21 protein-coding genes are annotated in these 26,617 nt (G+C 71.1%); 5 read left to right on the forward strand and 16 right to left on the reverse strand.

Annotated elements, in window-relative coordinates; translation table 11 throughout:
* Positions 1-19: 19 nt before the first annotated feature.
* The 5 genes from RIV12_RS02100 to RIV12_RS02120 all read right to left on the reverse strand — a co-directional run bounded on the left by RIV12_RS02100 (position 20) and on the right by RIV12_RS02120 (position 5,858).
* Positions 20-2,080, reverse strand: a complete 2,061-nt coding sequence (locus RIV12_RS02100; protein ID WP_309321867.1) for an ATP-dependent DNA helicase — start codon at positions 2,078-2,080, stop codon at positions 20-22.
* Between the two features lie 8 nt (positions 2,081-2,088).
* Positions 2,089-3,705: a GTPase HflX gene (gene hflX, locus RIV12_RS02105; RefSeq protein WP_309321869.1), complete on the reverse strand. Its 1,617-nt coding sequence runs from the start codon at positions 3,703-3,705 to the stop codon at positions 2,089-2,091.
* 78 nt (positions 3,706-3,783) lie between these two features.
* A complete protein-coding gene (locus RIV12_RS02110) occupies positions 3,784-4,386 on the reverse strand; it encodes an MFS transporter (protein ID WP_309321871.1) in 603 nt (200 codons plus the stop codon).
* A 182-nt stretch (positions 4,387-4,568) separates the two neighbouring features.
* A complete protein-coding gene (locus RIV12_RS02115; protein ID WP_309321873.1) occupies positions 4,569-4,778 on the reverse strand; it encodes a hypothetical protein in 210 nt (69 codons plus the stop codon).
* Between the two features lie 189 nt (positions 4,779-4,967).
* Positions 4,968-5,858: a hypothetical protein gene (locus RIV12_RS02120; protein ID WP_309321875.1), complete on the reverse strand. Its 891-nt coding sequence runs from the start codon at positions 5,856-5,858 to the stop codon at positions 4,968-4,970.
* A 169-nt stretch (positions 5,859-6,027) separates the two neighbouring features.
* Here RIV12_RS02120 and RIV12_RS02125 point away from each other — a divergent pair, with 169 nt between their 5' ends.
* Complete coding sequence (locus RIV12_RS02125; protein WP_309321877.1) at positions 6,028-6,636, forward strand: class I SAM-dependent methyltransferase; 609 nt, start codon at positions 6,028-6,030, stop codon at positions 6,634-6,636.
* A gap of 63 nt (positions 6,637-6,699) precedes the next feature.
* Here the strand turns inward: RIV12_RS02125 and RIV12_RS02130 are convergent, their stop codons facing one another.
* From RIV12_RS02130 to miaB, 9 genes are all read right to left on the reverse strand, one after another.
* Positions 6,700-8,181, reverse strand: a complete 1,482-nt coding sequence (locus RIV12_RS02130; protein ID WP_309321879.1) for an MFS transporter — start codon at positions 8,179-8,181, stop codon at positions 6,700-6,702.
* A 28-nt stretch (positions 8,182-8,209) separates the two neighbouring features.
* Positions 8,210-9,613 carry a branched-chain amino acid transport system II carrier protein gene (brnQ, locus tag RIV12_RS02135; RefSeq protein ID WP_309321881.1) on the reverse strand — a complete coding sequence of 468 codons (1,404 nt, stop codon included), beginning with the start codon at positions 9,611-9,613 and terminating at the stop codon, positions 8,210-8,212.
* Positions 9,614-9,696: 83 nt separating this feature from the next.
* Complete coding sequence (locus RIV12_RS02140) at positions 9,697-10,647, reverse strand: diaminopimelate epimerase (protein WP_309321883.1); 951 nt, start codon at positions 10,645-10,647, stop codon at positions 9,697-9,699.
* A gap of 10 nt (positions 10,648-10,657) precedes the next feature.
* The gene (miaA, locus tag RIV12_RS02145; protein ID WP_309321884.1) at positions 10,658-11,653 is read right to left on the reverse strand and encodes a tRNA (adenosine(37)-N6)-dimethylallyltransferase MiaA; all 996 of its coding nucleotides are present in this window, start codon (positions 11,651-11,653) and stop codon (positions 10,658-10,660) included.
* Between the two features lie 6 nt (positions 11,654-11,659).
* Positions 11,660-12,439: a type III secretion system chaperone family protein gene (locus RIV12_RS02150; RefSeq protein ID WP_309321885.1), complete on the reverse strand. Its 780-nt coding sequence runs from the start codon at positions 12,437-12,439 to the stop codon at positions 11,660-11,662.
* Positions 12,439-12,909, reverse strand: coding sequence for a YbjN domain-containing protein (locus RIV12_RS02155; RefSeq protein ID WP_075419004.1), 471 nt, complete (start codon positions 12,907-12,909; stop codon positions 12,439-12,441). Before RIV12_RS02155 ends, RIV12_RS02150 begins: the two co-directional genes overlap by 1 nt.
* Before the next feature lie 199 nt (positions 12,910-13,108).
* Positions 13,109-14,113 (reverse strand): type I glyceraldehyde-3-phosphate dehydrogenase, encoded by a 1,005-nt coding sequence (gene gap / locus RIV12_RS02160; RefSeq protein WP_309321886.1) that lies wholly within the window; start codon positions 14,111-14,113, stop codon positions 13,109-13,111.
* A gap of 58 nt (positions 14,114-14,171) precedes the next feature.
* On the reverse strand, positions 14,172-14,792 hold the full coding sequence (locus RIV12_RS02165; RefSeq protein ID WP_075419002.1) for a TetR/AcrR family transcriptional regulator: 621 nt from the start codon (positions 14,790-14,792) through the stop codon (positions 14,172-14,174).
* A 141-nt stretch (positions 14,793-14,933) separates the two neighbouring features.
* Positions 14,934-16,595, reverse strand: coding sequence for a tRNA (N6-isopentenyl adenosine(37)-C2)-methylthiotransferase MiaB (miaB, locus tag RIV12_RS02170; protein WP_309321887.1), 1,662 nt, complete (start codon positions 16,593-16,595; stop codon positions 14,934-14,936).
* Between the two features lie 175 nt (positions 16,596-16,770).
* Here miaB and gcvP point away from each other — a divergent pair, with 175 nt between their 5' ends.
* The 3 genes from gcvP to gcvH are packed head-to-tail and all read left to right on the forward strand — an operon-like array spanning position 16,771 to position 21,420.
* Positions 16,771-19,692, forward strand: coding sequence for an aminomethyl-transferring glycine dehydrogenase (gene gcvP, locus RIV12_RS02175; protein ID WP_309321889.1), 2,922 nt, complete (start codon positions 16,771-16,773; stop codon positions 19,690-19,692).
* A gap of 30 nt (positions 19,693-19,722) precedes the next feature.
* Entirely contained in the window at positions 19,723-20,988 is a 1,266-nt protein-coding gene (locus RIV12_RS02180; RefSeq protein WP_309321891.1) for a glycine cleavage system aminomethyltransferase GcvT, read from the forward strand.
* Positions 20,989-21,033: 45 nt separating this feature from the next.
* A complete protein-coding gene (gene gcvH / locus RIV12_RS02185; RefSeq protein WP_075418998.1) occupies positions 21,034-21,420 on the forward strand; it encodes a glycine cleavage system protein GcvH in 387 nt (128 codons plus the stop codon).
* A gap of 4 nt (positions 21,421-21,424) precedes the next feature.
* Here the strand turns inward: gcvH and RIV12_RS02190 are convergent, their stop codons facing one another.
* Both RIV12_RS02190 and RIV12_RS02195 read right to left on the reverse strand, forming a co-directional pair.
* Complete coding sequence (locus RIV12_RS02190) at positions 21,425-22,948, reverse strand: NAD(P)/FAD-dependent oxidoreductase (protein ID WP_309321894.1); 1,524 nt, start codon at positions 22,946-22,948, stop codon at positions 21,425-21,427.
* Between the two features lie 101 nt (positions 22,949-23,049).
* Entirely contained in the window at positions 23,050-24,192 is a 1,143-nt protein-coding gene (locus RIV12_RS02195; protein WP_309321895.1) for an ROK family transcriptional regulator, read from the reverse strand.
* A 192-nt stretch (positions 24,193-24,384) separates the two neighbouring features.
* Between RIV12_RS02195 and RIV12_RS02200 the strand changes: the two genes are divergently transcribed.
* Positions 24,385-26,565, forward strand: coding sequence for an alpha-galactosidase (locus RIV12_RS02200; protein ID WP_309321897.1), 2,181 nt, complete (start codon positions 24,385-24,387; stop codon positions 26,563-26,565).
* The last annotated feature ends 52 nt before the right edge of the window (positions 26,566-26,617 follow it).

Below are 26,617 nucleotides of genomic sequence, written 5' to 3' on the forward strand. Positions count from 1 at the left end.
AAAGGCCCAGCCGGCAGGTTCACTCCTCCCCCGGGGCATCGGGCCGCACGGCGAGACGCCTCAGGGCGGCACGGACCACATCGGGCTTCGTCGTCGGCCACAGGGCGGGCATGGAGCGGGTGAGAAAGCCCCCGTAACGCGCCGTGCGCAGACGCGAGTCCAGGACGGCGACGACACCGCGGTCCTGGCTGCGACGAATGAGGCGCCCCGCCCCCTGGGCCAGGAGCAGAGCCGCGTGGGTGGCCGACACGCTCATGAAGCCATTGCCTCCGGCGGCCACGACGGCGTCGGTGCGGGCCTGGGCGACCGGGTCGTCGGGGCGGGGGAAGGGGATGCGGTCGATGACGACGAGACGGCAGGTGCGTCCGGGCACGTCCACGCCCTGCCACAGCGAGAGGGTGCCCACCAGGCAGGCCGCCTCGTCGTCGGCGAAGGCCCGCACCAGGGTGGGCAGCTGGTCGTCGCCCTGGGCGTAGACGGGCAGGTCGGTGGCTCCGCGCAGTACCTCGGCGGCCTCCTGGGCCGCGCGCTTGGAGGAGAACAGGCCCAGCATGCCGCCTCCGGAGGCCTCGACCAGGGCGAGCATCTCATCCAGGGCTGCCTCCGAGATGCCGGCACCGGGGCGGGGCAGGTGGGCGGCCACGTAGAGGATGCCCTGGCGGGGGTAGTCGAAGGGGGAGCCGACGTCGACGCCTTTCCACGGCTGCTCCGCCAGGGTCAGCCCCAGGGAACGGGCCATGGGCTCAAAGCTGTCCCCCAGGGCGAGGGTCGCCGACGTCATGATGCCGGTGCGACCGTCAAGCAGGTGGTTCGCCACCGATCCGGCGACCTCGATGGGGGCCAGGAGGAGCCGCGGGGGCTCGGCCCCCATGCGGGGACGCTCGATCCAGGCGACATCGCGGCCCTGGGCCACCGAGTCGGAGGTCATGCGGTCCAGGGCGTCGACCAGATCTCCGACGGCGGTGCGGGCGACCGCCAGGCCTCCGGCGGCCTCACTGGAGCGGTCACGCCCCAGGGCGCGGGCATGGTCGCGCACGTCGGAGGCGACCTGGCGGGCGGCGCCGGCCAGGAGTACCAGCGCATCGTGCAGGGCTGTGGGCAGGGGCGCCTCCAGCCTGCCGTCGGGCAGCTCGGCCAGCGCGAGCTGGAGGGTCTGGCCGGCGGACTCCAGCTCGCTGACCAGTACGGAGGCGTGCTTGCGGGCGGTGGCGGCTGTGCGCGCCACGGCGACCGCCGACAGGGCGATGGTGCCCTGGGAGCGGATGCGGTCGGCCAGCTCGTGGGCCTCATCGACGATGAGGACCCGGTGGTCGGGAAGGACACCGGGGTTGCCGGCCACGACCACGCCGAGCATGGCGTGGTTGGTCACCACGAGATCGGCCCGGGAGGCGGCGGCGCGCGCCAGCTCGGGGAAGCACTCGGACTTCAGGGGGCAGGACTGCCCCAGGCACTCGGCCCGGGAGACGGAGACCTGGGCCCAGGCGCGCTGGGACACGCCGGGGACGAGGTCGTCGCGGTCACCGGTGTCCGTTCTGGCCGCCCACTCGCGCAGGCGGACCACCTGCTCCCCCAGGCTCGCGTCGGTCCCGTGCCCGGCGGCCGGTTGAGCGATGGCCTCCCCGACGCCGAAGAGCGCGGAGTCGTCCTCGTCCTGCGGGTAGCCGCCGTCCAGGCGGTGCCGGCACAAGTAGTTCTGCCAGCCCTTGAGCAGGGCCACCTCGGGGCGGGTGCCGGTGACCTGCTCGACGGCGTCGGCCGCCAGAGGCGCGTCCTTGGTGAGGACCTGCCGCTGAAGGGCCAGGGTGGCGGTGGAGACCACGACCCGATGACCGGCCTGCACCGCGTGGACCATGGCGGGGACCAGGTAGCCCAGCGACTTTCCCGTCCCGGTGCCGGCCTGCACCAGGAGGTGGGTGCCGTCCGCCAGGGACTGGGTCACCTCCCGGGCCATGGTGGCCTGCCCCTGGCGGGGGCTGCCGCCCATGGAGCGCACCGCGGTGTTCAGGACGTCCAGGACCCTGCGGTCACTGGCGCTGTCGGTGTCAGGCCGGTCCGTCTGGCACGGCTCGCTCGGGGCCACAGCGGGGCTCAGCCGACGGTGACGCCCGCGGCGGCGCCCTCGATCTCCGCAGCCAGGGCGGCGCCGACGCGTGCGACGACGTGAGTCCCCGTCTCGACATAGTCGACCGTGTCGATCTCTCCCTCGGCGTGGACCCGGGAGACGAGGTCTCCGCGGGAGTAGGGCACCACGACGTCGATGCTCACCTGCGGGTGGGGCAGCATCTGCTCGATGCGAGCGCGCAGCTCCTCGATCCCCTCACCGGTACGGGCTGAGACCGCGACCGCTCCGGGCAGACCGGTGCGCAGCGCGGCCAGGGTGACGGCGTCGGCGAGGTCGGTCTTGTTGAGGACGATGAGCTCGGGCACGTCCAGGGCGCCGGGGATCTCGGACAGGACGGTGCGCACGGCCGCCACCTGGCTGAGGGGGTCGGGGTGGGCGGCGTCGACGACGTGCAGCACGAGGTCGGCCCCGGCCACCTCCTCCAGGGTGGAGCGGAAGGCCTCAATGAGCTCGTGGGGCAGGTTGCGCACGAAACCGACGGTGTCGGTGAGGGTGTAGGTGCGCCCTTCGGAGGTCTCGGCCCGCCGCACGGTGGGGTCGAGGGTGGCGAACAGGGCGTCCTCGACCATGATGCCGGCCTCGGTGAGGCGGTTCATGAGGGAGGACTTGCCGGCGTTGGTGTAGCCGGCGATCGCCACCGAGGGGATGGCTCCGCGTCGGCGCGAGCCGCGCTTGGTCTCACGCGAGGGCGCCATGGCCTGGATCTCGCGGCGCAGGCGGGCCATGCGCTGGCGGATGCGGCGCCGGTCGAGCTCGATCTTTGTCTCTCCGGGGCCGCGCGAGCCGATGCCCTGACCGGCGGCCACACGGCCTCCGGCCTGTCGGGACATGGACTCTCCCCATCCGCGCAGGCGCGGCAGGAGGTACTCGAGCTGGGCGAGCTCGACCTGGGCCTTGCCCTCACGGGACTTGGCATGCTGGGCGAAGATGTCCAGGATGAGGGCGGTGCGGTCGACGACCTTGACGCCGACGACGTCCTCCAGGGCGCGGCGCTGGGAGGGGGCGAGCTCGCTGTCGACGATCACCGTGTCGGCGCCGGCCGCGGCCACCACCTCAGCCAGCTCGCGCGCCTTGCCGCTGCCCAGGTAGGTGGCGGGATCGGGGTGGTCGCGCCTCTGGATGAGGGCGTCGAGGACCTCGCTGCCGGCGGTCTGGGCCAGGGCGGCCAGCTCACGCAGGGAGGTGTCGGCGTCCTGGGTGTCGCGCACCTGAAGGCCGCTGCCGCCCGGTGCGCCGGTGGCCGAGCCGTGGGGCCGGGGCAGCTCCAGGCCGACCAGGACGACCTTCTCCAGGCGGACCTGGCGGTACTCGACCTCGCTGACGTCCTCGAGCTCGGTGGACAGGCCGGCCACACGGCGGCGGGCGGCGCGGGCCTCCCGCTCGAGGGCGCCGTCGTCGCCACCGTCCTCGTAGCCGTCAGCATGCTCGTGCTGGGCGGCGGTGGAGGCCAGGGCGGTCCCTGTTCGGGACAGGACCCGGGCGACGACGTCATGAACGTCACGGGTCTCATGAGCGTCACGGGCGTCGCGGAGGTCTGCTGCCTCGTCGGGGGTGGAGGGGGTGTTGGGGTGGTGATGGGTCACAAAAAGTCCTTCGTCGTATGCCTGCGCCCCTCCGATGGGGCGCGATGGTTCTGGCGGGGAGCGGCGCCGGCCGCCGTTTCAGCGCATACGAAGGATCCACATGGGGGCGATGCTACTGCCCGTGGGCGCGTGGGGCCACCCGCCGACTCGGGCGGCGCGTCGGGCCAGCAGCGGGGTGAGGAGGAGCCCCACGGCGAGCAAGATGATTGTCGGCCACAGCCGGTCCGTCTCGACACCGGATGCCGTGGGGGCGACGAAGGCCGTGGTGACCGTCCCCAGAACCGCACCGGCGATCGTCACGGCGGTGGCGGCCTGGACGTGGGTGATGCCATCGGGCTCTGCGGGATCGGTGACGATGCGGTTCATGGTGACCAGGTGGGTCAGGCCCATGCCGATGCCAGCCACGCCGTAGCCCACGGGCAGCCCCCACCAGCCCGGTCGGCCGAGAACCGTGGTGGTCATAAGCGCGGCGCCGAGGACGAAGAAGGCCGCGGCCAGCGTGGTGCGGCGGCGGTAGGCCTTCGGTTCCCACGCCGGATGGGCCCCGCAGACAAGCGCGACGACCGACCAGCCGATACCGCCTGCGGTGAGCGCCCAGCCGATCTGGGTCGGGGTCATGTCCAGGACATCGTGGGCGCTGGGAGCAACCAGGTAGTCCAGGGTCAGGAAAAAGGCGCACACCCACATCAGGGTGGCGATGCCCACGCGCCGGCCGACCGCCAGGCACAGGGTCCCTGGTGGTCCCGCCGGCGACTCCGGGCCAGAACCAGGGGCTGGAGGCGCGCAGCGCCCCGATGATCGCCACACCTGTGGCCATGGCCCCGGCGGGCAGCCATGGCACTGCCTCGTCACCCTCTGCCTCCTCATCCAGGCTGATAGCGCGGATCCGCCCGGCCATGACGGCACGTGCCGCGATGAGCAGCGGCAGGTGGGCCACGAGGGCCCAGCGCCAGCCCCCAGGAGGCGCTGACGCCGGAGGCGTAGACGGGTCCGACCAGGGCCGCCACGACACACATGCCCGATCCTCCCGCCAGGCACAGCCGCCTCCAGGCGTCGGGCAGGCCGGTGACCATGACCCCCATGGTCGCTGTCGCGAGCGCCCCGGCGGCCAGGCCCCGCAGGATCTCCCCGAGGACGTAGACCTCGATGTTCGGGGCGAGGGCTCCGACGACGGCGCCGGAGGCGCCTCCCGTTGGCTTCTCCGATGTGCTACCGGACCTTCCGACACGGGGTCGGATGGTAGCGGAGACATCGTCATCACATCAGGCTACCCGCCTCGATACAACCGCTGTGCGGCGTTCCAGCCACCGCCGCACCACCATGAAGACAGTTCCGGCAAGCGCAGCGTGCACAAGGCTGATCCCGGCCACCTCTGGCGTGGCGAACTCGATCCCGACCCCGGAGTCGATCCAGCCAAGACCACCCAGAAGCACGCGGTTGATGGTGAGAAACGTGAAATGGAAGGCGATCGCAGAGGTAAGCGCACCCGGTAGTGGGATCCGTCGGGCCGCAACCAGTGTGAGGCCGAAGACGAACAGCAAAACTATGTAGAAAAAGGGGTCGTTACCGCTCGGCGCCAGAGAGAAGCCCGTCATTCCACCCCCTAGAACGAGCGTTGACGTCATTCGAATCAGATTGCTGAACGCCGTGCTGAGGCAGAAGAGAACCGTGATCGTCATGGTGGCCGCGAGCGGGCCCCAACTTTCCCGTAGAGTCGACCACCCGTAGCCGCGCAGCGCGATCTCCTCCGGCAATGCCTCGTAAAGTAGCAGGACGACCGCGTTGACTGCGAGGAAGGTTGCGAGCGCCACCGGTTCGAGGTGATCGAACCGGGCCCAGCCGATCAAGAACACGGGTGTCCACACAACAGCCCCGGTCAAGACACCGACGGCCACCCCGGTCGCGGCCGCGGCGGGCCAGTGACGTGATAGGCCCATCCCGGCGAGAGTCCTGCGGTCAAGGAGACGACGACAAGCCACGATCGCGGGAACAACGAACAATGTGACCAGAACTGCCTGAGACACGCGAATGAATGCAGGTCCGGTCTCAGTCCTGGATCCGACAGCCTGTGCGATCGCTATCGAAAGAGTCACCCCCAACGTCAAGATTGCCCAGCCGCTGAGCGCCTTTGCGAGAGCCCTGTATCGGCTCATGACAACATCCCTCTCCTACCGCCCGCACCCCTATGGAGACACGATCGTATTATCATAAAGCCGCGTCTCGCAAAATCGGCACTCCTCGCCTGGTAAGGGGGCAGCGGACTGATGACCGCCTTGGTTTCCTCCCTCTGTCGACGAGCAGAGCTTGGGTAGCCTGGCCCGCGTGAGCGAGCACTACTTCACCGCGTCCCCCGCCGTCGAGGCCGAGGAGCGCACCCACCGCTTCTCGATCCGCGGTGTCGAACGCACGGTGGTCACGGCCTCGGGCGTCTTCAGCGCCGACCGCCTCGACAAGGGCACCCAGGTCCTCCTCGATCACGTTCCCGATCCGTCCGAGACCGGCACGTTCCTCGACCTGGGCTGCGGCTGGGGGCCGATCACGCTGGCCCTGGCGGAGGCTGCCCCGAGGGCGAGGGTCCTGGCCACCGATGTCAACGAGCGCTCGCTGAGGCTGACCGCTCGCAACGCCGCTGCCGCAGGCCTGGACAACGTGCGTGTCTCCCCGGCCGACACACTGCTGGCCGAGCTGCGCGAGAGCTCGACGCCGGTGGATCTCATCTGGTCCAATCCTCCGGTGCGCATCGGTAAGGACGCCCTGCACGCTCTGCTGCTGGACTGGCTGTCGCTGCTGTCCGATGACGGTGAGGCCTGGCTGGTGGTGCTCAAGAACCTGGGTGCCGACTCCCTGGCGGCCTGGCTGAGGGACCAGGGCTGGGACGTGAGCCGGATGGCCTCGTCGAAGGGCTTCAGGATGCTGCGGGTACGCCGCTGACACACGACGGGGCGACGCCCGGCGCACGGTGCCGTCCAAGGTCTTGGCGGCGGTCCTGACCGGCTACCGGCGTCGTCGCTTCGCCACGCGCAGGTCGATGACGGCGACCCCGGCGGACACGGCGATGGCGGCAACGACGGCCAGCAGCCCTGCTTGGGCGGCGGCCTCCCAGCCCGAGGAGTGCGAGACGCGGAAGGTCAGGCCCATGACGGCGGCGATGCCGATGGAGGCGCCGATGCGCTCACCGGTCTGGAGGATGCCGCCTGCGGCCCCGGCGTACTCCAGGGGGACGTCGGCCAGGGAGAGGGCCTGGTTCGGGGAGACCACGAGGCCCTGCCCCACTCCGAGCACCAGCAGCGTGAGGGTCAGCCACCAGGGGCTCCACCCTGCGCGCGCGTGCATGTGGATGATGCCGATACTCGCAAGCAGTCCGGCCATGCCCAGCACCATGCCGCCGAGCACCATGACCCGCCCCACCCGGATCACCCGGCGGCCGGCGACAGCCGCGGTGATCGATGCCGCCAGGGCGGCCGGGACTCCGATGAGGCCGCTGGCCAGCGCGGTGGATCCCAGGCCGGCCTGGATGTACTGGGCCACGATGACCCACACGCAGGTGTAGCCCAGGAAGTACACGGCGATGGCCAGGCTGCCGTAGGCGAAGGAGGGGATGGTCAGCAGGCTGAGGTCCACCATGGGGGCGCCGCCTCTGGCCCGGTAGCGCTTCTCCCAGGCCACCCAGGCACCGACGACGCCGATGCCGGCGGCCTCCAGGCCCCAGATCCAGGCGCCGACCGAGGCCTCCATGAAGGGGATCATGATCAGCAGCGTGCCTGCGGCGAGCAGCCCCATCCCCACCGGGTCGAGATCGACCCCGCTGCGGTGGGCGGCCCCGGTCGCATGGGCACGGCCCGTCTGGTCCGTGCCGCTCCCCCGGCGCCAGGCGGAGGCCGGCAGGTACCGGTGCGCTGCCCAGATGCCGGCCAGGGCGAGGGGGACGTTGATGAGGAAGGAGGCGCGCCAGCCCCAGTCGTCCCCGAGCCAGCCGATGAACCCGCCACTGAGCACCGGCCCCAGCGCCACCGAGACCCCGATGACGGCTCCGAAGAGCCCGAAGGCGCGCCCTCGGGCCTCACCGGAGTAGTACTGCTGGATCATGCCGGTCACCTGAGGATTGAGCAGCCCTGAGCCGACTCCCATGACGACACGGGCCAGGTTGAGGGTGACGACGTCAGGAGCCAGGCCCGAGGCGAGGGCTCCGACCCCGAACAGGAGCATGCCGATGACGAAGAGCCGACCCCGCCCCATGACGTCGCCGGCGCGGCCGGCCGGGACGAGGGCGACCCCAAAGACGAGGGCGTAGCCGGAGACGACGAGCTGGAGGCCTGTGGTACCGGCACTCAGGCTGTGAGAGACCGCCGGCAGGATGACGTTGACCGAGGAGACGGCCAGCAGCGTGACGAAGGCGGGGATGAGCAGTGTCGGCAGAAGCCGCTCATGGTCCGGACACGGCGTCTCGGGTGGGACACTGGGGCGAGGCTTGGGCACGTCGAGAGGCTACCGCGAGCCGGGCGGCTCACAGCTGTGAGGCGGCGGCGTGCTCGACGTCGTGCTGGACCTGGCTGGGGGGTTCCCCAGGCGCAGGCATGGACCAGGCCCCTGAGCGGACGTCCAGAACGATCCCGATCCCCAAGGCGAGGAGTGCCGGCAGGATCCATCCGGTGGAGTCGCTCCACAGCCCGGTGCGCGCGAGCAGCTTGCTGGGGCCGTCCCAGCCGGCGGCGGTGATGGCGGAGACGGATCCGAGGATCCCGGCTGTGGTCACGCACCATCGGTAGGCGGCCCTGAGCCGTCCCGGTGCCAGGGCGTCGACCAGTGTCACGGCAACCAGGGCGATGGCGAAGGGGTAGAGCAGGAACAGCAATGGCCCCGCGATCTTGAGGATGGCGCTCAGCCCCAGGTTGGCCAGGGTGAAGGAGACGATCGCGCAGGCGGCGAGCTGTCGGTTGAAGGAGACGGCCGGCCAGGCGGTGTAGGCGTAGCCGGCCCAGGAGGCCAGCAGCCCCACGGCTGTGGTCAGGCAGGCCAGGATGACGATGGCGGCGAAGATGACGACGCCCGAGGTCCCCAGCGTGGAGGAGGCCGCGTTGCGCAGCAGCTCGGTGCCGTCCTTGGTGTCGGCGGTGATCTGCCCACGGGTGCGGGTTCCCAGGACGGCCAGGCCGATGTACACCAGCCCCAGGAGCGCGGCGGCGATACCACCGGACAGGATCGTGCCGCGCACCAGCGCCCGGGGAGAGGTCAGGCCGCGCTCGCGCAGGGAGGTGATGACCACGATGCCGAAGACGGTGGCCGCCAGGACGTCCATGGTGAGGTATCCCTGAGTCAGCCCAGTGGTCAGGGGATCACTCGCATAGGGTCCGATGGCCTCGCGCTCCACCCCGGGGGACATCAGGATGGTGACCCCGCACAGCAGGGCAAGCAGGGCCAGCAGGGCGGGGGTCAGCCAGCGGCCGACGCGGTCGGCCAGGCGGCTCGGGCTGCGGGCGATGCTGAAGGACACCCCCATGAACACCGTCACGTGCACCAGCAGGGCCAGGCGGGAGTCGTGGAAGCCCCACAGCTCAAGAACGGGGCGGGTCGCCAGCTCGTAGGCGACCGTGGTGACACGGGCAATGGCGTACAGCGGGCCGATCGCCAGGTAGACCGCCAGCGGCATGACTGTGCCGAATCGGGGTCCCACTCTGCGGGCCAGGCCGAGGATCCCCTCCCCGGAGGTCGAGACGGCCACGACGGTGATGAGCGGCATGAGCACCCCGGTGGCGATGAAGCCCGCCATGACCGGGATGAAGGACCTGCCCGAGGCGGCGCCCAGCAGGGGCGGGAAGATGAGGTTACCCGCCCCGAAGAACAGGGCGAAGAGCATCAGGCCGGTCGGCAGGATGGCGCCGACTGCGGTGCGTGTGGATGGCTGGGTCATAGCGGTAGTCGGTTTCTCTATCTCGGATGCGGCGTCGGTGCGACGTCCGGGAGCAGTGTGGATGGCGGCGGGCCTGAAGGGCCTCAGGCGATGGTGACCCGTCCGGTGATCGCGGCCGGTCCGGTCAGCAGCACGCTGCTGTCCTCGCCCAGGGGGTCGGCGCCTACATGGACCCCGATCTCTCCGCCGGGAACGAGCAGCCGGTAGTCCTCGGGAGCACCCGGCCCGGTCCAGGTATGCAGGGCGACGGCGACGGCGCAGCACCCCGCTCCATAGGAGGGGGTCTCCCCCATGCCGCGCTCCAGGACGCGCATGCGGGCGATACCCACCGGTGACTGGCTGTCGGGGTCGATCTCCTCCCCCAGCGGCACGACGAGCTCGAGGTTGGTGCCGGCCTCGGGGACGGGGTCGTAGGCGACCGGGTCCGCGGAGTCGGTGAGTCCGGCGAAGGCGGCCGCCTCGAGCTCGTTCTCCTCCCCCAGGGCGACGACGGTGTGGGGGCCGGAGAGCTCGACACTCAGGGCGGCTCGTTCCCCGGCCAGGCCGGGGACGACGACGGCTGTGTCCCAGCCCTCGTCGTCGGCCTCCTCGGGGCTGGTGAGGCGGACCGGCCCCATGTCCACGGTCCACAGCTCGTCCAGGCGGGTGATGGTGCGAGCACCTCCACGTGTGCCGATGGTGACGGACTCGCCGTCGGCGATGGGACGCAGCCCCTCTCGGTCCAGGACGTGGGCGAACAGGCGTGCGGCGTTGCCGCTCATCTCGGCCACGGTTCCGTCGGCGCTGTAGTAGTCCATGAACCACTCGGCCTCGGGCACCGCCGCGGCGAAGGCCCCGGCGCCGGGCAGGGCGGTGGTCCGCACGACGCGCACGAAGCCGTCGGCGCCGATGCCGCTGTGGCGGTCGCAGACCGCTGCGATGTCGGCGCCGCTGATGGCGACCTCGCAGCTGGGGTCGACCAGCATGAGGAAGTCGTTGAGGGTCGCGTGGCCCTTGATGAGCTCACGACCGCGAAGACCTGTCGAGTCCGGCATGACTCCTAGCCTAAGCGACGCCGCAACGTGCGAGGACGAGCTCCCATGCCTGCCGGACCATCCGGGAGCGCTCGGAGTCGGTGCACTGCCCGGTCTCAGTGAGGGCGACGTCGATCCAGTGCAGCCGTGGGTCACGCCGGAACCACTTGATCTGGCGGGAGGCGAGCTGGCGGGTGGCCAGGGCGGTGGAGTCGACCGCCTCGGGCACGCTCATGGTCCCGTCGATGACCGCGAGAGCCTGGGCGTAGCCGATGGCGCGTGGGGCGGTCTGCCCCTCCCGGATGCCCTGGTCGATGAGGGTCTCGACCTCCTCGACCAGGCCGCGTTCGAACATGGCGCGGGCCCGGTCGTTGATGCGCAGGTCCAGGAGTCGGCGCTCGCAGCGCAGGGCGATGTGGACGGTGGGGGCGATGTCCTCGTAGCAGGGCAGGGAGGCGGAGAAGGGGCGGCCTGTGATCTCGATGACCTCGAGGGCCCGTACGATCCGGCGGGTGTTGGAGGCCTCGACGCGCTCGGCTGCGGCCGGGTCGAGGCGGGCCAGCTCGGCGTGGAGGGCGGCGGTCCCCTCCCTCTCGGCGCGCTCGCTCAGGCGGGTGCGGACGGTCGGGTCGGTGCCGGGGAAGTCGAGGTCGTCGGTCAGGGCCCGCACGTACAGGCCGGATCCTCCGGCGATGATCGGCAGGTGGCCCCGTGACTCGACGGCGTCGATGTCACCGCGGGCGCTGCGCTGGAAGGCGGCCACCGATGCCCGGTCCCTGACGGTGAGGACGTCGATCTGGTGGTGGGGGACGCGGGCCCGCTCGGCGGGGCTGGGTTTGGCGGTGCCGATGTCCATGCCCCGGTAGAGCAGGGAGGCGTCGGCGTTGATGATCTCGGCGCGTGCCGTCGGCTCATCGGCCTGTATCTTCTCGGCGAGGTCGAGGGCGAGGTCGGACTTGCCGGTGGCGGTGGGGCCCACAACGACGAGTCTCGGCAGGCGGGGGGCGCTGGTGGCCGCTGGGCTCATGGGCGCTCAGATCTCCGGCAGGAGGGGGCCCACGAGGCTGAGCGCCTGGGTGCAGGCGGAAAGCGCCGTGTCCAGGTGGAGTCGCAGCTGGGCGTCGGTGACCCCCGCGGACAGGTCGGTGAGGTAGGTGGCGCGTACCAGCGGGCCGATGGGGGTGTCGACGACACCGACGGTGGGGAAGAACTTGTCCCGGTTCCAGTCGTTGACGCTGGCGGCGATCTCGTCGCGCTGGGAGGCGGGAGCGGCCTCCTCCCAGTCCCCGGAGACCAGGAGCCAGCCCTCGTGCCCCTCAGGAATCTCGATGACGAAGGGGAAGGAGTCCCAGGTGCCCAGGAGACAGGGGGGCTCGCGGTCGTCGGTCAGCTGAACGTTGTACTCCATGGGACCGGTGAGCATGGACTCGATCCTTGCCAGGGTCAGTGCCTGGGGCGCCTCATCGGTCGGCTCCAGATCCGCGGAGCGGTCGGTGCCCCCTCCTCCCGATGCTCGGTCCTCCTCCAACTGGCCTTGTCTGCTCGACCAGGTGTGTGAGGCGTCGGAGGTCTGTGCCGACTCAGCCGTGGGGGCCGACTCCGACGGGGCACCGGAGTCGGCCGGGTCGGACGAGTCGGCTGAGCCTGCAGGCCCCATATGATCGACGGAGTACGGTGAGACAGTCGGCGGCTCGTCGGGCCGGCCACGCGAGTCGCCCGGCTGGTTGGTGCGCTGATGGTCCAGCGCCCGCACGTCCCACTCCTTGCCCAGGAGGCGTGCGATGAAGTCGGTGAGGCGTTGCAGTCGCGGCATCACGGCTCCAGGCTTCCGCGCAGCTCGTCGGGGAACTGCTGCTCGGCCTCGTGCATGAGGGCGACGATGAGTCGGCAGCCGCCGAAGACGAAGTCCTCGAGCTGCCGGTCCGTCATCCCCGCCTCGAGGGGGTAGGTGTACTCGCCGTGAAGACGCACGACTCCGCCGTCGGCGACGGTGAGGTACGCCTTGGGACCGATACGGGTGGTGTTCCAGTCCTCGACCAGGGCGCGCAGCTGGGTCAGGTGCTCGGTATCGGCGATGCGGTGCCAGATCCCGCGCATCTGGACGGCCCTGGTGTCCTGAAAGATGGCGTGGACGGTGACGTAGCGCCAGGGGATGCCGATGTCGCCCTCGTCGTCGATGAAGTAGCGCAGTCCCAGTCGTTTGACGCACTCGTGGATACGGTCGACGTCCACGGGCCTGGGGACCGTGGCGGCGGCAGCAGAGCTGGCGTCGAAGCTGGGCATGCTTCCCAGCCTAGCGGGGCCTACGGGCTGCTCCCCAACGCAGCCCGGCCCGCTCCACCGTCAGCGCAAAACAGACGGGATTCTCAGACGGCTCCCCGTCCCTTTTCCCATCGCTCGCCGTCGGACGCGGAGGGTGCGGGCTGTGCGACCGGAATCGGCACTGAGCCCGCACCGCACCGCATCCAAGGCGCGGCACGAGTCAGAGCTGTTCACCGATCCTCTGGGAGAACTCCACGAGGCGGTTGGAGAAGCCCCACTCGTTGTCGTACCACCCGAAGACCTTGACCTGACCGTCGATCACCTCGGTAAGAGGCGCATCGAAGATCGAGGAGTGCGGGTTGCCAACGATGTCGTGGGAGACGATCGGCGCCTGGGAGTACTGCAGGTATCCGGCCAGCGGTCCGTGATCGGCAGCCTCACGGAAGGCCGCGTTGACGTCCTCGACCGTTACCGGGCGGGAGGTGACCACGGTGAGGTCGGTGATCGAGCCGACCGGGACCGGAACCCTCAGGGAAGCACCGGTCAGACGCCCGTCGAGCTCGGGGATGACCAGACCGATGGCCCGGGCGGCCCCTGAGGAGGTGGGAACGATGGAGGCGGCGGCAGCGCGCGCCCGACGCAGGTCCTTGTGAGGCGCATCGTGAAGCCGCTGGTCCCCGGTGTAGGCGTGGATCGTCGTCATGAGACCGCTCTCGATCCCGAAGGCGTCGTGGAGGACCCTGGCGAGCGGGGCCAGGGAGTTGGTGGTGCACGATCCGTTGGAGAACACGTCGGCGGCGGAGACATCCAGCTGGCTGTCGTTGACCCCCAGGACGAAGGTGGGGACGTCGCCCTTGGCGGGTGCGGAGACGATGACCTTCTTGGCGCCTCCCTTGAGGTGCTGGGCGGCCTTGTCCCGGTCAACGAAGAACCCGGTGGACTCGATGACGACGTCGGCCCCGACCTCACCCCAGGGAATCTTGGCCGGGTCCGGCTCGGAGAAGACCTTAATGGTCCGCCCTGCGACCTTGAGGTCCTCGCCGTCGGTGGCAACGCCGTCGAGGTGCCCGGCCACTGAGTCCCACTCCAAGAGCGTGGCCAGCGTTCCTGCGTCGGTCAGGTCGTTGACGGCAACGACCTCGACGTCCGCTGCGCCGGCCAGCGCGGCACGCAGGTACGTGCGTCCGATACGTCCGAAGCCGTTGATACCGATACGAATGGTCATGATCCTTCTCCTTCGGTGAATGGTGGCGCCGGCGGACACCGACGCCGACTTGTCAGGATCAGGAGGAGGCGGACCCGTCGCCGCCAGGAGCCGTACCGGCGGTCCCGGCCGCTACACGGAGCAACTCGAGGGCGCCTTGACAGGCCGCGTCATACGGGGCTCTGTCCTGCTCGGCCATGGCCAGGACGTAACCGCCCTGAACAACGGCGACCATCGTGCGAGCCAGGTGGTCCGGCTCAAGGTCTGCCGGCAGACGCCCCTGCGACCTGGCCACACCAATGACCGTGGCCAGCATCTCGCGAAGCCGGGCGAAGGTCTCGGCGACCGGCTCACGAAGACCGTCGTCAGCCACCACAGCCTTGTCCTGGGCCATCCGACCGACTCGGCAGCCTTTGAGCGGATCACGCGGGAGGGTGAGGTAGGCACTGAGGATCTCAAGCGGATCCTCAAGGCCCTTGAGCGTGGCCTTCCAGGAATCCAGCTGGACCTGGCAGTTGTGATTCAGGGCTGCCAGCCCGAGATCCCGCTTGGTCGGGAAGTAGTGATACATGCTCCCCTGGCCGACGCCGGAGAGCTCGCGAACCGCTCGCGGGCTCGTGGCGCTGTAACCACGCTCCCACATCAGCTCGGCCATCGCCTCAACTAGCTTCTCTCTCGAGTCCACGCCAGAACTGTACATACCTCACCATGACGAACCCCCGGGAGGCACGGCGGCCACCCGAGTCTGCTCCCTCCTGAAACTGATGCCAGAACTGTACATACCTCTAGGTACAGAACACAAGAGCACTCATCCACTGAAGAGAGCCCATGTGGGATTCAATCAGATGGGTGCGCCCACGCGCAGGGTGGGAAGGCCCAGGCTCACCGGGGCGGTGTCGGGCTCGGGCGTGGCGCAGGCCTCGGCCTGGCGGCGCTCCCAGGCGTCACCGGCGCGGGTGCGTCGCACCTGGAACAGGGCCGGGCCGTCGTCGAGCCAAAGGCGGTCGCCGGGCTTGAGGGCCTCATTGGCGGCCGCGGCGAACGGGTCCAGCTCCCGCCCGCAGCGGGCGGAGTCGGCGATGAGGTTGTGGGGGGCACCGTGCGTGACGCGCACGCTGACCATATCGCCGGGGCGCGGGGCACCGCCGGCGTAGTCGTCCTCGGCCAGCCCCTCGGGCAGGGCGACGTGAACGAGCCGGTTGTCGGCGGCGCGCCCGGAGATGCGGGCGGTGACCGAGTCCCGGCGCCCCTCGCCCTCGGCGACGAGCACCTCCACGACGCGCCCCTCCTGGCGCTCGTTCTCCTCGTGGGCGATGCGACGCACGAGCGCATCGAGCCGCCGGTAGCGGTCCTTGACGACCTCGGCGGGGACCTGGTCGTCGCGGTCGGCGGCGGGCGTGCCCGGGCGCGGGGAGTACTCGAAGGTGTAGGCCGAGGCGAAGCGGGCCTGCTCGACGACGTCCAGAGTGGCCTGGAAGTCCTCCTCGGTCTCGCCGGGGAAGCCGACGATGATGTCGGTGGTGATGGCGGCCTCGGGCATGACGTCCCTGACCTTGTCCAGGATGCCCAGGAAGCGCTGGGTGCGGTAGGAGCGGCGCATGGCGCGCAGCACCCGGTCCGAGCCGGACTGCAGGGGCATGTGCAGGCTGGGCATGACGGCCCCGGTGGTGGCCATGGCCTCGATGACGTCGTCGGTGAAGGCGGCGGGGTGGGGGCTGGTGAAGCGCACGCGCTCGATGCCCTCGACTGAGCCGGTCGCCCGCAGCAGCTTGGCGAAGGCGCCGCGGTCCCCGAAACCGACCCCGTAGGAGTTGACGTTCTGCCCCAGGAGGGTCACCTCGATGGCCCCCTGCGCGGCGACGGCCTCGACCTCGGCCAGGACGTCGCCGGGGCGGCGGTCACGCTGCTTACCGCGCAGGGAGGGCACGATGCAGAAGGTGCAGGTGTTGTTGCAGCCCACGGCGATGGAGACCCAGGCGGCGTAGGAGGACTCGCGGCGGGTGGGCAGGGTGGAGGGGAAGACCTTGAGGGACTCCTCGAGCTCGACGGCGGCCGCGGAGTTGTGCCGGGCGCGCTCGAGCAGGGCGGGCAGGACGTCGAGGTTGTGGGTGCCGAAGACGACGTCGACCCAGGGTGCCCGATCAACGATCCCCTCCCCCATCTGCTGGGCCAGGCACCCGGCCACGGCGATCTGCATGCCGGGGCGTTCGCGCTTGACGGCGGCGAGCTGGCCCAGGTTGCCGAAGAGCCGGGTGGCGGCGTTCTCACGTACGGAGCAGGTGTTGATGATGACGACGTCGGCCCCGCCGTCACCGGCGTCGGTGGCGCGGGCGGCGGCCTCGGGCACGTCCTCGACGCGCAGGTAGCCTGCCCTCTCCAGCAGTCCCGCCATGTGCTCGGAGTCGTGGACGTTCATCTGGCAGCCGAGCGTGCGCACGTGGTAGGTGCGCGGCCGGCCGCCTCGGGCATCGAGAACAGGGGCGGATGTGGTGAGCGTGGTCATCGCCGAGCAGTGTAGGTGGCGGCGGGGCCCCGCCCCAGCCCTGACGGACCGTCGTGACCAGATGCACGGCTGATGGTCCTCGACCTGAGCCTCACGGAGCCCCGCTTCCATTCTGCTGCGCGGATGCGGGCTCCTTCACTAGGATGTGACGCGCCACACGACGAGAGGGAGGGTCATGACGGCGCCCCACACACCCACGCGCTTCCTGGACCGGCACCTGGGCACGACGGGAGCGGACCTGGACACGGTCCTGACCAGCATCGGTGCTCGGAGCCTGGAGGACCTGGCCGTCCGGGTGGTCCCCGCCACCCTTCCCGTCCTCGACCTCCCGCAGCAGCCCGAGCGACCCGATGCCGTTGTCGGCGGGCTGAGCGAGGACGAGGCCGTCGGCGCGCTCAGGTCCCTGGCCGCCCTCAACGACCCGCACACCGAGATGATCGGGCGCGGCTACCACCCCACCATCACCCCCGCCGTCATCGTGCGCGACGTCCTGTCCAACCCCGCATGGACCACCGCCTACACCCCCTACCAGGCGGAGATCAGCCAAGGGCGCCTGGAGGCCCAGCTGCTGTTCCAGACCGTCGTGGCCGATCTCACCGGCCTGCCGGTGGCCTGCACCTCCCTGCTGGACGAGGCCACGGCCGTGGCAGAGGCCGTCCTGCTCATGACGCGCGCGCACCGCGGCCCCGGCGCCCCCGTGCTCCTCGACTCCGGCCTGCACCCCCAGCTCATTGAGGTGGCCTCGGCCCGGGCCGAGGCCCTGGGCATCGACGTCGAGGTCGTCTGCATCTCCTCGATCACCGACGACGGCGCACCCCTGACCGGGGCGGTCCTCGCCCACACCACCAGCCGCGGACTCGTCCAGGACCTCGCCGGTGCCGTCGCGGCCGTCCACGCCCGCGGCGGCCTGGTGGCAGTCGACGCCGACCCGCTGGCCCTGACGCTGCTGACCGAGCCGGGCGCCGTCGGCGCGGACATCGCCGTCGGCACCGCGCAGCGCCTGGGAGTGCCCCTGTTCTTCGGAGGCCCCCACCCGGGCTTCATGTCTGTCACCGAGGCGCTGCGGCGCCAGCTGCCGGGACGCGTCGTCGGCGTCTCCCGGGACACCGAGGGCCGTGAGGCCTACCGCCTGGCCCTGCAGACCCGCGAGCAGCACATCCGCCGGGAGAAGGCCACCTCGAATATCTGCACCGCGCAGGCCCTGCTGGCGGTCGTCGCGGCCTTCTACGCGGTCTACCACGGTCCCGAGGGCCTGGTGTCCATCGCCGAGCACGTGCACCGCCAGGCCGAGCACCTGGCCGTCGGCGCCTGCGCGCTCGGGCTCGCCCTCGAGCACGAGGAGTTCTTCGACACGGTGAGCGTGCGCCTGCCCGGCGCCGCCCGCCACGCCATCGAGCGCGCTGAGGCGCTGGGCTACAACCTGCGCCTGCTCGACACCGACCACGTGGGGGTGAGCGTCAACGAGACCACCACCGACGACGACGTCACCACGGTCCTGCGGGCGTTCGCCGATGCCCTCCCCCACGCCGCGCAGGATCCCGCCCCGGGCAACGACGGCGCCCCCCGGTTCCCTCTGCCCGCGTCACTGGCGCGCTCGAGCACCTTCCTGACCCACCCGAGCTTCCACCGCCACCGCAGCGAGACCGCCCTCGTGCGCTACATCCGGCGGCTGGCGGACCGCGACCTCGCCCTCGACCGAACGATGATCCCGCTGGGCTCGTGCACCCTCAAGCTCAACGCGGCCGCGCAGTCGGCCGTGTGGCTCAGCCCCGGGCTCGCCGGCATCCACCCCTACGCCCCCGCGACCCAGACACGTGGCTGGCGCCTGCTGCTGGACGGTCTCGCCGACCGGCTGGCGCAGCTGACCGGCTACGACCGGTGCAGCCTGCAGCCGGCCTCCGGCGCCCAGGGCGAGCTCGCCGGCCTGCTGGCGGTGCGCGGCTACCTCAGGGCCACCGGGCAGCAGCAGCGCGACCTCGTCCTGGTACCCGCCAGCGCCCACGGCACGAACGCCGCCTCGGCCGCCGGCGCCGGCTTCAGCGTCAAGGTGGTCGCCACCGCCGAGGACGGCTCCATCGACGTCGACCACCTGCGCGGGCTCCTGGCCGAGTACGGTGAACACGTCGCGGCCATCATGCTCACGTACCCGTCCACCCACGGCGTCTTCGAGCCGCAGGTCACTGAGGTCACCGCCCTCGTCCACGACGCCGGCGGCCAGGTCTACATCGACGGCGCCAACCTCAACGCCCTCACGGGGCTGCTGCGCCCGGGTGACCTCGGTGGCGATGTGTCCCACCTCAACCTGCACAAGACCTTCGCCATCCCTCACGGCGGCGGCGGTCCGGGCGTGGGCCCCGTCGTCGTCAAGGAGCACCTGGCCCCCTACCTTCCGGCCGGTCCCGTCGGATCGGCCGTCCCGACGGACGAGGACCATGACCGGGGCTTCGGCGGGGCAGCGGCCATGGGGGCCCGCTTCGGCTCGGCGGGGGTCATGCCGCTGGCCTGGACGTACCTGGCCACGCTCACCGACGCCGATCTGCGCCGGGTCACCCTCACGGCGCTGGCCCACGCGAGCTACCTCTCACAGGCGCTCGCCGACGTCTTCCCCACCCTGTACACCCACCGCGGGCACGTAGCGCACGAGTGCGTCCTCGACCTGCGTGCGCTCACCGCGGCCACGGGCGTGACCGCCGAGGACGTGGCCAAGAGGCTCATCGACTACGGGTTCCACGCACCGACCCTCTCCTTCCCCGTGGCCGGCACGCTCATGGTCGAGCCCACCGAGTCCGAGCCCCTGGCCGAGCTGGACCGATTCATCGCGGCCATGCGCTCGATCCGTGCCGAGATCGACGAGGTCGCCTCGGGGGCCGTGGCACTGGAGGACTCGGTGCTGCGCCGCTCGCCGCACACGCTGGCGGCCGTCACGGCCGAGCCGTGGCAGCGGCCCTACTCGCGCGCCACCGCTGCCTTCCCGCTGGCGGGCATGGAGACGGACAAGTACTTCCCCCCGGTCTCGCGGGTGGACAACGCGTGGGGCGACCGCCACCTGATGTGCACCTGCCCGCCACCCGATGCCTTCGAGGCGCACGAGGCCTGAGCCGGGACCACGTCTGACGAGGAGACAGCGATGAGCAAGCACACCGAGACCAGCGCAGCCGTCCTGCGCACCACGCCCCTGCACCGCGTGCACACGGCCCTGGGCGCGTCCTTCACCGACTTCGGCGGCTGGCAGATGCCGTTGCGCTACACCTCTGACCTGGCCGAGCACCACGCGGTGCGCCGCAGCGCGGGGATCTTCGACCTGTCCCACATGGGTGAGGTCAAGGTCACCGGCCCCGAGGCGGGGGCCGCCCTGGACCACGCGCTCGTGGGGGCCCTGTCGGCCGTGGCGGTGGGGCGCGCCCGCTACACGATGATGGTCTCGCCCTCCGGCGGGGTCATCGACGACCTCATCGTCTACCACGTGGGCGACGAGGAGTACCTCGTGGTGCCCAACGCCGGCAACCGCGAGCGCGTCGCCGCCGAGCTGGTCGCCCGCTGCGCGGGATTCGACTGCACGGTCGAGGACATCTCCCTGGCCACCTGTCTCATCGCCGTCCAGGGGCCGCGGGCGCAGGAGGTGCTGGTCGGCGTCGTCGAGTCCGGTGCCGCCATGCCCGGCGCTCTCAGGCCCCTTGAGGGCTCGGAGGAGGACGACTGCGGACCGGACGTGCTGTGCGGTCCCACGCTCTTGGAGCGCCTGCGCTTCTACGCGGCCGTCAGGGCGACGGCGGCGGGGCACCCGGTGCTGCTGGCCCGTACCGGCTACACGGGTGAGGACGGCTTCGAGCTGTTCTGCGGCGCGGAGGACGCCGTGGACCTGTGGACGGTCATCACCAGTGCCGCAGCGGCCTTGGAGCCCACCGTCATCGACGGCGAGCCGGTGCCGGCGCTGACTCCTTGCGGACTGGCAGCGCGCGACTCCCTGCGGCTGGAGGCCGGGATGCCCCTGTACGGGCACGAGCTCCACGAGGGGATGACGCCTTACGACGCCGGCCTGGGCGCGGTGGTGCGGCTCAACAAGGGCGCTTTCGTCGGACGTGACGCCCTGGCCGCCCGGGCCGAGCAGGAGGGCACCGAGGGCACCTCGGTGCTGGTCGCCCTGAGCGCTGAGGGTCGGCGTGCGGCCCGGGCCGGTGCGCCGGTGCTGGGCGACGACGGCGAGGTGCTCGGTGCGGTGGCCTCCGGCCTGCTGTCACCCACGCTGGGTCATCCCGTGGCCCTGGCTCTCCTGCGTCCCTGGCGTGAGGACGCCCCCGCCTGGCCCGTGGGCACGGCGCTCGTCGCCGACGTGCGCGGCAGGCCGCTGGAGGTCACGGTCGTCGACTCCCCCTTCTACAAGCGGACCCGATAAGGCGTCCCGCACCATCCACCACCTCCTGACAGGAAGGACCCCATCATGGCTCAGAGCGTGCGCGCTCACCTGCGCTACAGCATCGACCACGAGTGGCTGGAGGACGGTGAGCCCGCACGCGTGGGCATCACCACCGTCGCCGCCGACGCTCTCGGTGAGGTCGTCTTCGTCGACCTGCCCGAGGTCGGCGCCCAGGTCGAGGCGGGCGAGCCCTGCGGCGAGCTCGAGTCGACCAAGTCCGTCTCGGACCTCGTCTCGCCCGTGAGCGGCACCGTCGTCGACGTCAATGAGGCGGTCGTCGACGAGCCGGGCACCATCAACGAGGACCCCTACGGTGCCGGCTGGCTGTTCACGGTGACGGTGAGCGCCGAGGGAGATCTGCTCAGCGCCCAGGACTACGCAGGCAGGTTCGACGCCGTGGTCGACGGCTGAGCGCTCAGGACCCGCTCTCGGCGGCCTTACGGCGGGCGGCGAGGTCGGCGTCGTGACGGGCCGCCGTGGCGAAGGCCGCGCCGGGCTCGGCGATGGAGCCGAAGGAGGCCAGGTCGCGACGGAAGACGACGGCGGCCAGCCAGTCCATCATGATGCGCACCTTCCGGTTGAAGGTCGGCATGGCGTAGACATGGTAGCCACGGTGAGCGGTCCAGGCGGTGAAGCCGCGCAGGTTCTGCCCCATGATGCGGGCCACGCCCTTGCCGATCCCCAGGGAGGCCACGGTACCGAGGTTCTCGTGGGCGTAGGACTTCAGAGGCACACCGTTCTCGTCCCCGGTGGCGAGGACGGCCACGAGGTTGTCGGCCAGCAACTTGGCCTGACGCACCGCGTGCTGGGCGGTGGGGGCGCAGGTGGCCTCGGGGTCCTCGGAGGTCAGGTCCGGGACGGCGGCGCAGTCGCCGGCGGCCCAGGCTCCCTCGACCGGCGCGCCGTCGCGCGCCACCTGGAGGGTGGGTAGCGCGGTGACACGGCCGCGGGCGTCGATGGGCAGGTCGGAGGCGGTCTGCAGCACCGGGGCGGCCTTGACGCCGGCGGTCCACACGATGGTGTCGGCGTCGAACTCGGTGCCGTCGGACAGGACGACGTGGCCGTCGACGCAGGAGTTGAGGAAGGTGTTGAGCCGCACGTCGATGCCGCGCTCGCGCAGCTGCTGCAGCCCGTAGCCGGAGAGCTCCTCGGTGAGCTCGGGCAGGATGCGGCGCGAGCCCTCGACGAGGACGAAGCGGACGTCGCGCTGCTCGATGGAAGGGATGGTGCGCACGGTCGCGCGTGCCATGTCCTCGAGCTCGGCGATGGCCTCGACGCCCGCGAAGCCTCCTCCGACGAAGACGAAGGTGAGCAGGCGCCTGCGGCGCTCGGTGTCCCAGGTGGAGGCGGCGTCCTCGATGCGGGTGAGGACCCGGTTGCGCAGGGCGGTGGCCTCCTCGACCTGCTTGAAGCCCATGGCCTGCTCCGCCAGGCCGGGGATCGGCAGGGTGCGGGCCTCGGCGCCCAGGGCGATGACGAGGTGGTCGTAGGTCAGGGTGTAGGGCTCGACCCGCTCGTGCGTGGACTGGGGGGTCGGGGGACGCACGGTAACGGTGCGGCCCGCGTGGTCGATGGCGGTGACGGCGCCGGTGATGATGGTGACGCCGTCGAGGTTACGGCGGTGGGGGGCGACGACGTGGCGCGGCTGGATGGAGCCGGCCGCGACCTCCGGCAGGAAGGGCTGGTAGGTCATGTAAGCGCGCGAGTCGATGATGGCGATCTCGACCTGGTCGAGGTTGAGCTGGGCGCGCAGGGCCCGGGCGACGCAGAAGCCGACGTAGCCGCCACCGGCGATGACGACGCGGGGCGGACGGCGGCTGCCCGTGCCGGCGGCGACGTCGGGGACGTCGTGGCGGGCCGGACGTACGGCCAGGGCGAGGGCGGCTCCGGCGGCCAGGAGACCGGCGGTGGACAGCGCGATGGTAGTGCGGCGGATCATGCGCACAATCTAAGGGGACCCTTAGTTCAACACCACGCTGGGACCTAGTTCCTAGACATGGTTCCTGTCACAGTGCGCGCTTGCGCGGCGAGGATTCCCTTTCACCGATTGCCCGCCACCACCGTCCACTGCTCCAGGGCCAGAGCGGCCGCCCCCCGCGCCCACTCGTCGAACTCGAAGGGACGCAGCAGGACCGGCACTGGCGCCGCCGCCCAGTGCCGCAGGCCGCCCACCTCCTTCTCAAAGACCTCCCGGTAGGTCTCCACCACGGCGACGCCCTCCCCGGAGACAACGACGAGCTCGGGGTCGACGTAGGCGACGAGAGTCCCCACCACCCTTCCGACCGCCAGCGCCGCACGCCGCAGGACGTCGTCGACGCCGTTGTGACGACGCATATCGGGACTCAGGAGCAGATCGAGGCTCAGCTCCTGAGCCTCACATCCCAGGCGCTCGGCGGCCGCCCGCAGGATTCCGGAGGTCGATGCGAGAGCACGAGCGCACCCGCGGTGCCCGATCTCGCAGCTGGGTCCCGAAGGATCCACCGGCAGGTGTCCGACGCTGCCGGCCGCTCCCTGCGCACCGGAGACGACCTCACCGGCCACCACGATCCCACAGCCGATCCCGGCACCGAGGGTGACCATGGCGAAGGGATCCTTTCCACGACCGGCCCCGAACCAGGCCTCGGCATGGGCGAAGGCGCGCACGTCATTGGCCGCGACGCAGGGCAGCCCAGTGGCCTCGGTGACCATGGCGGCCAGAGGCACATCACGCCACCCCAGGAAGCTGGCCACCACCACGGTCCGCCTCCCGATGACAGCCGCCCCCAGGGAGATTCCGATCGCGTCGGGCCGTCGACCACTGCGCTCGGCCAGCTGCGCCACGACCGAGGCGATGAGGGCCGTCACGGAGCCGGCATCGGTTTGGGTCAGCGGCACGGAGTCGCCAATGAGAACCTCACCCAGCGGGTCGGTCAGAACGGCGTAGAGGCGGTCATCCGTGAGCTTGATGCCAGCAACCGTGGCACTGTTCGGGGCGACGGCCAGCAGGCGGGTGGGCCGCCCCGGTCCATCCACCTCCACCGGCGGCTGCTCCACGACGAACCCCGCCTCGATGAGGGGACGCACCGTGCGTGTCGTCGTCGCCGCGGACAGCCCCAGGCGCTCACCGAGGTCACCACGACTCATGGTGCCGGCGGAGATCAGGGCGAGCAGCGCCCTGGCGCCGAGGCTGCGTCCACCACCCATCGTCGGCTCCCGTTTCCATCGTCGTCAGCTGCCACAGGGGCCGCACGGCCTGTGACCTGGGACGACGCCCACCGCCGCCCACGTCGTACCGACACTGTAGAGCAAACCCTTGCGAAATCTAGCATCATCAATTATTTTCATCTTACAAGGAATCGCTCCCGATCCCTTCTCCCCTCCCCTGGAAGGACGATGATGACCCTCCATCTGCGCCGAGCCGACACCTCCGTAGTCCTCGACCTGCCCGACGACCGCTTCCCGGTGGTGCGCCACTGGGGCCCCGACCTGGGTGACGTCAGCGGTGATGACCTGACCGATGCGGCCCTGGCCGCAGCGACGTCCCTGGGAACCAACACCGCCTGGATCACCAACGACCTGCCGATCCTTCCCCTGGCCCACCTGGGCTGGAGCTCACGCCCCGCCGTGGCGCTCTCACGCACCGACGGCTCGGCCTTCTCACCCCATCCCACCGACTTCACCCACGAGGAGAGCTCCGAGGACACCCCGGCCGGCACCGCCCTCGTCGTGCGCTCCAGCGGAACCGACACCGTCCACGAGCTGACCCTGGGTACCGAGCTGCGCCTGGAACCCTGCGGCCTGGTACGCGTGCGCTCCTGGGTCCGCGACGACCGCCCCGAGTCCAAAGGCGAGCAGGGAGCCGATCTCGTCGTCGGCGAGCTCACTGCGGTGCTGCCGTTGCCAGACAGTGCCGACGAGCTGCTTGACACCACCGGCCACCACGTCCAGGAGCGCCGGCTCGTGCGCACCCCCTTCACCCCGGGCACCCGCCTGCGCGAGTCCTGGGAGGGGCGCCCGGGGCACGACGCCGTCACCTGGCTGGCCGCCGGAACCACCGGCTTCGGATGGCGCAGCGGGCGCGTCCACGGCGTTCACGCGGCATGGTCCGGCAACGTCCGCCACCTGGCGATGAACCCGGCCTCGGGCCGAAAGCTCTTGGGAGCCGGAGAGCTGCTCCTGCCGGGCGAGGTCTCGCTGGCCCCGGGGCAGACCTACACCTCTCCGTGGACGGTCTTCTCCTGGGGCGAGGGCCTGGACGCCCTGGCCCACCGCAGCCACGCCTGGCTGCGCTCGCGCCCGTCCCACCCCGACCGCCCCCGCCCGGTGCTGCTCAACACCTGGGAGGCCGTCTACTTCAACCACGATCTGGACAAGCTCAAGGCCCTGGCCGACGCCGCGGCCCAGGTCGGCATCGAGCGCTACGTCCTGGACGACGGCTGGTTCGGCTCCCGCCGCGACGACACCTCGGGACTGGGCGACTGGCAGGTCTCCCCCGAGGCCTGGCCGAACGGTCTGGAGCCGCTCGTGGAGCACGTCCACGCCCTGGGCATGGAGTTCGGCCTGTGGTTCGAGCCGGAGATGATCAACATCGACTCCGAGCTGTCCCGCGCCCACCCGGAGTGGATCCTGTCCGACGGCGCCGGCGGAGCGCCCGAGCACCGCCACCAGCGGGTCCTGGACCTGACCGCCCCCGGCGCCTGGGACTACCTGTTCGATGCCATCTCCACCCTCGTGGGGCGCCTCGGCATCGCCTACCTCAAGTGGGACCACAACTCCCCCCTGCTGGCCGCAGGGCATGAGGTCGCCGACCCCACCGCAGGACGCCAGGGAGCGGCCGCCGTCCACGACCAGACCCTGGCCGTCTACCGGCTCCTGGACGCGCTCCACGAGCGCTTCCCCGCCCTGGAGATCGAGTCCTGCGCCGGCGGCGGCGGCCGCATCGACCTGGGGATCATGGAGCGCACCCAGCGGGTGTGGGCCTCGGACTGCATCGACGCCCACGACCGCCAGAACATCCAGCGCGGCACCACATTGCTGCTTCCTCCCGAGCTGGTGGGAACCCACGTCGGCTCCGGGCGGGCCCACACCACCCTGCGCGACCTCGACCTCGACTTCCGGGCCGGGACCGCCCTGTGGGGCCACATGGGCGTGGAGTGGGACCTCACCGAGGCGGACGAGCCCACCCGCGAGCGCCTGGCCTCCATCATCGCGCTGCACAAGGAACTGCGTGGCCTGCTGCACTCGGGGGTGACGGTGCACGCGGACCTGCCCGACGACGACGTGCTGCGCATCGAGGGCGTCGTGGCCCCTGACGGCTCCGACGCCCTGTTCGAGATCGCCTCGCTGGGTCAGCTCCTGGCCTGGCCCACGGCGCCGCGCCCGCTGCCCGGCCTGGACCCCTCGCGCCGCTACCACGTGCGCCTGGCGGCGCCGACCTACCCCGAGCTGAGGCTCGCGGCGAGCTGGATGGCCGAGGGCGTCACCCTGCCGGGTTCCTACCTGACCACCACGGGTCTGGCACTACCGGTGCTGCACCCCGACCACCTCGTCCTGCTGCGCGTGAGCGCCGTCGACTGACGGCTCGGCGATCCTCCGAGCCGCTGCCCCGTTCACCCTCGCTTCCACCCGT

This window comes from Actinomyces stomatis (assembly GCF_031292835.1).
In the GTDB taxonomy this organism is placed as follows: Bacteria; Actinomycetota; Actinomycetes; order Actinomycetales; family Actinomycetaceae; genus Actinomyces; species Actinomyces stomatis.

Coding starts and splice junctions, on each gene's coding strand:
- miaA (WP_309321884.1), bottom strand. CDS start 11,653: ATGAGCCCAGCGGCCACCAGCGCCCCCCGCCTGCCGAGACTCGTCGTT.
- RIV12_RS02115 (WP_309321873.1), bottom strand. CDS start 4,778: ATGGTCACCGGCCTGCCCGACGCCTGGAGGCGGCTGTGCCTGGCGGGA.
- RIV12_RS02195 (WP_309321895.1), bottom strand. CDS start 24,192: ATGGGTGGTGGACGCAGCCTCGGCGCCAGGGCGCTGCTCGCCCTGATC.
- gcvH (WP_075418998.1), top strand. CDS start 21,034: ATGGCTCAGAGCGTGCGCGCTCACCTGCGCTACAGCATCGACCACGAG.
- miaB (WP_309321887.1), bottom strand. CDS start 16,595: ATGACCACGCTCACCACATCCGCCCCTGTTCTCGATGCCCGAGGCGGC.
- brnQ (WP_309321881.1), bottom strand. CDS start 9,613: ATGACCCAGCCATCCACACGCACCGCAGTCGGCGCCATCCTGCCGACC.
- RIV12_RS02180 (WP_309321891.1), top strand. CDS start 19,723: ATGAGCAAGCACACCGAGACCAGCGCAGCCGTCCTGCGCACCACGCCC.
- gcvP (WP_309321889.1), top strand. CDS start 16,771: ATGACGGCGCCCCACACACCCACGCGCTTCCTGGACCGGCACCTGGGC.
- RIV12_RS02155 (WP_075419004.1), bottom strand. CDS start 12,909: ATGCCCAGCTTCGACGCCAGCTCTGCTGCCGCCGCCACGGTCCCCAGG.
- RIV12_RS02140 (WP_309321883.1), bottom strand. CDS start 10,647: ATGCCGGACTCGACAGGTCTTCGCGGTCGTGAGCTCATCAAGGGCCAC.
- gap (WP_309321886.1), bottom strand. CDS start 14,113: ATGACCATTCGTATCGGTATCAACGGCTTCGGACGTATCGGACGCACG.
- RIV12_RS02165 (WP_075419002.1), bottom strand. CDS start 14,792: ATGTACAGTTCTGGCGTGGACTCGAGAGAGAAGCTAGTTGAGGCGATG.
- RIV12_RS02150 (WP_309321885.1), bottom strand. CDS start 12,439: ATGCCGCGACTGCAACGCCTCACCGACTTCATCGCACGCCTCCTGGGC.
- RIV12_RS02190 (WP_309321894.1), bottom strand. CDS start 22,948: ATGATCCGCCGCACTACCATCGCGCTGTCCACCGCCGGTCTCCTGGCC.
- RIV12_RS02120 (WP_309321875.1), bottom strand. CDS start 5,858: ATGAGCCGATACAGGGCTCTCGCAAAGGCGCTCAGCGGCTGGGCAATC.
- RIV12_RS02200 (WP_309321897.1), top strand. CDS start 24,385: ATGACCCTCCATCTGCGCCGAGCCGACACCTCCGTAGTCCTCGACCTG.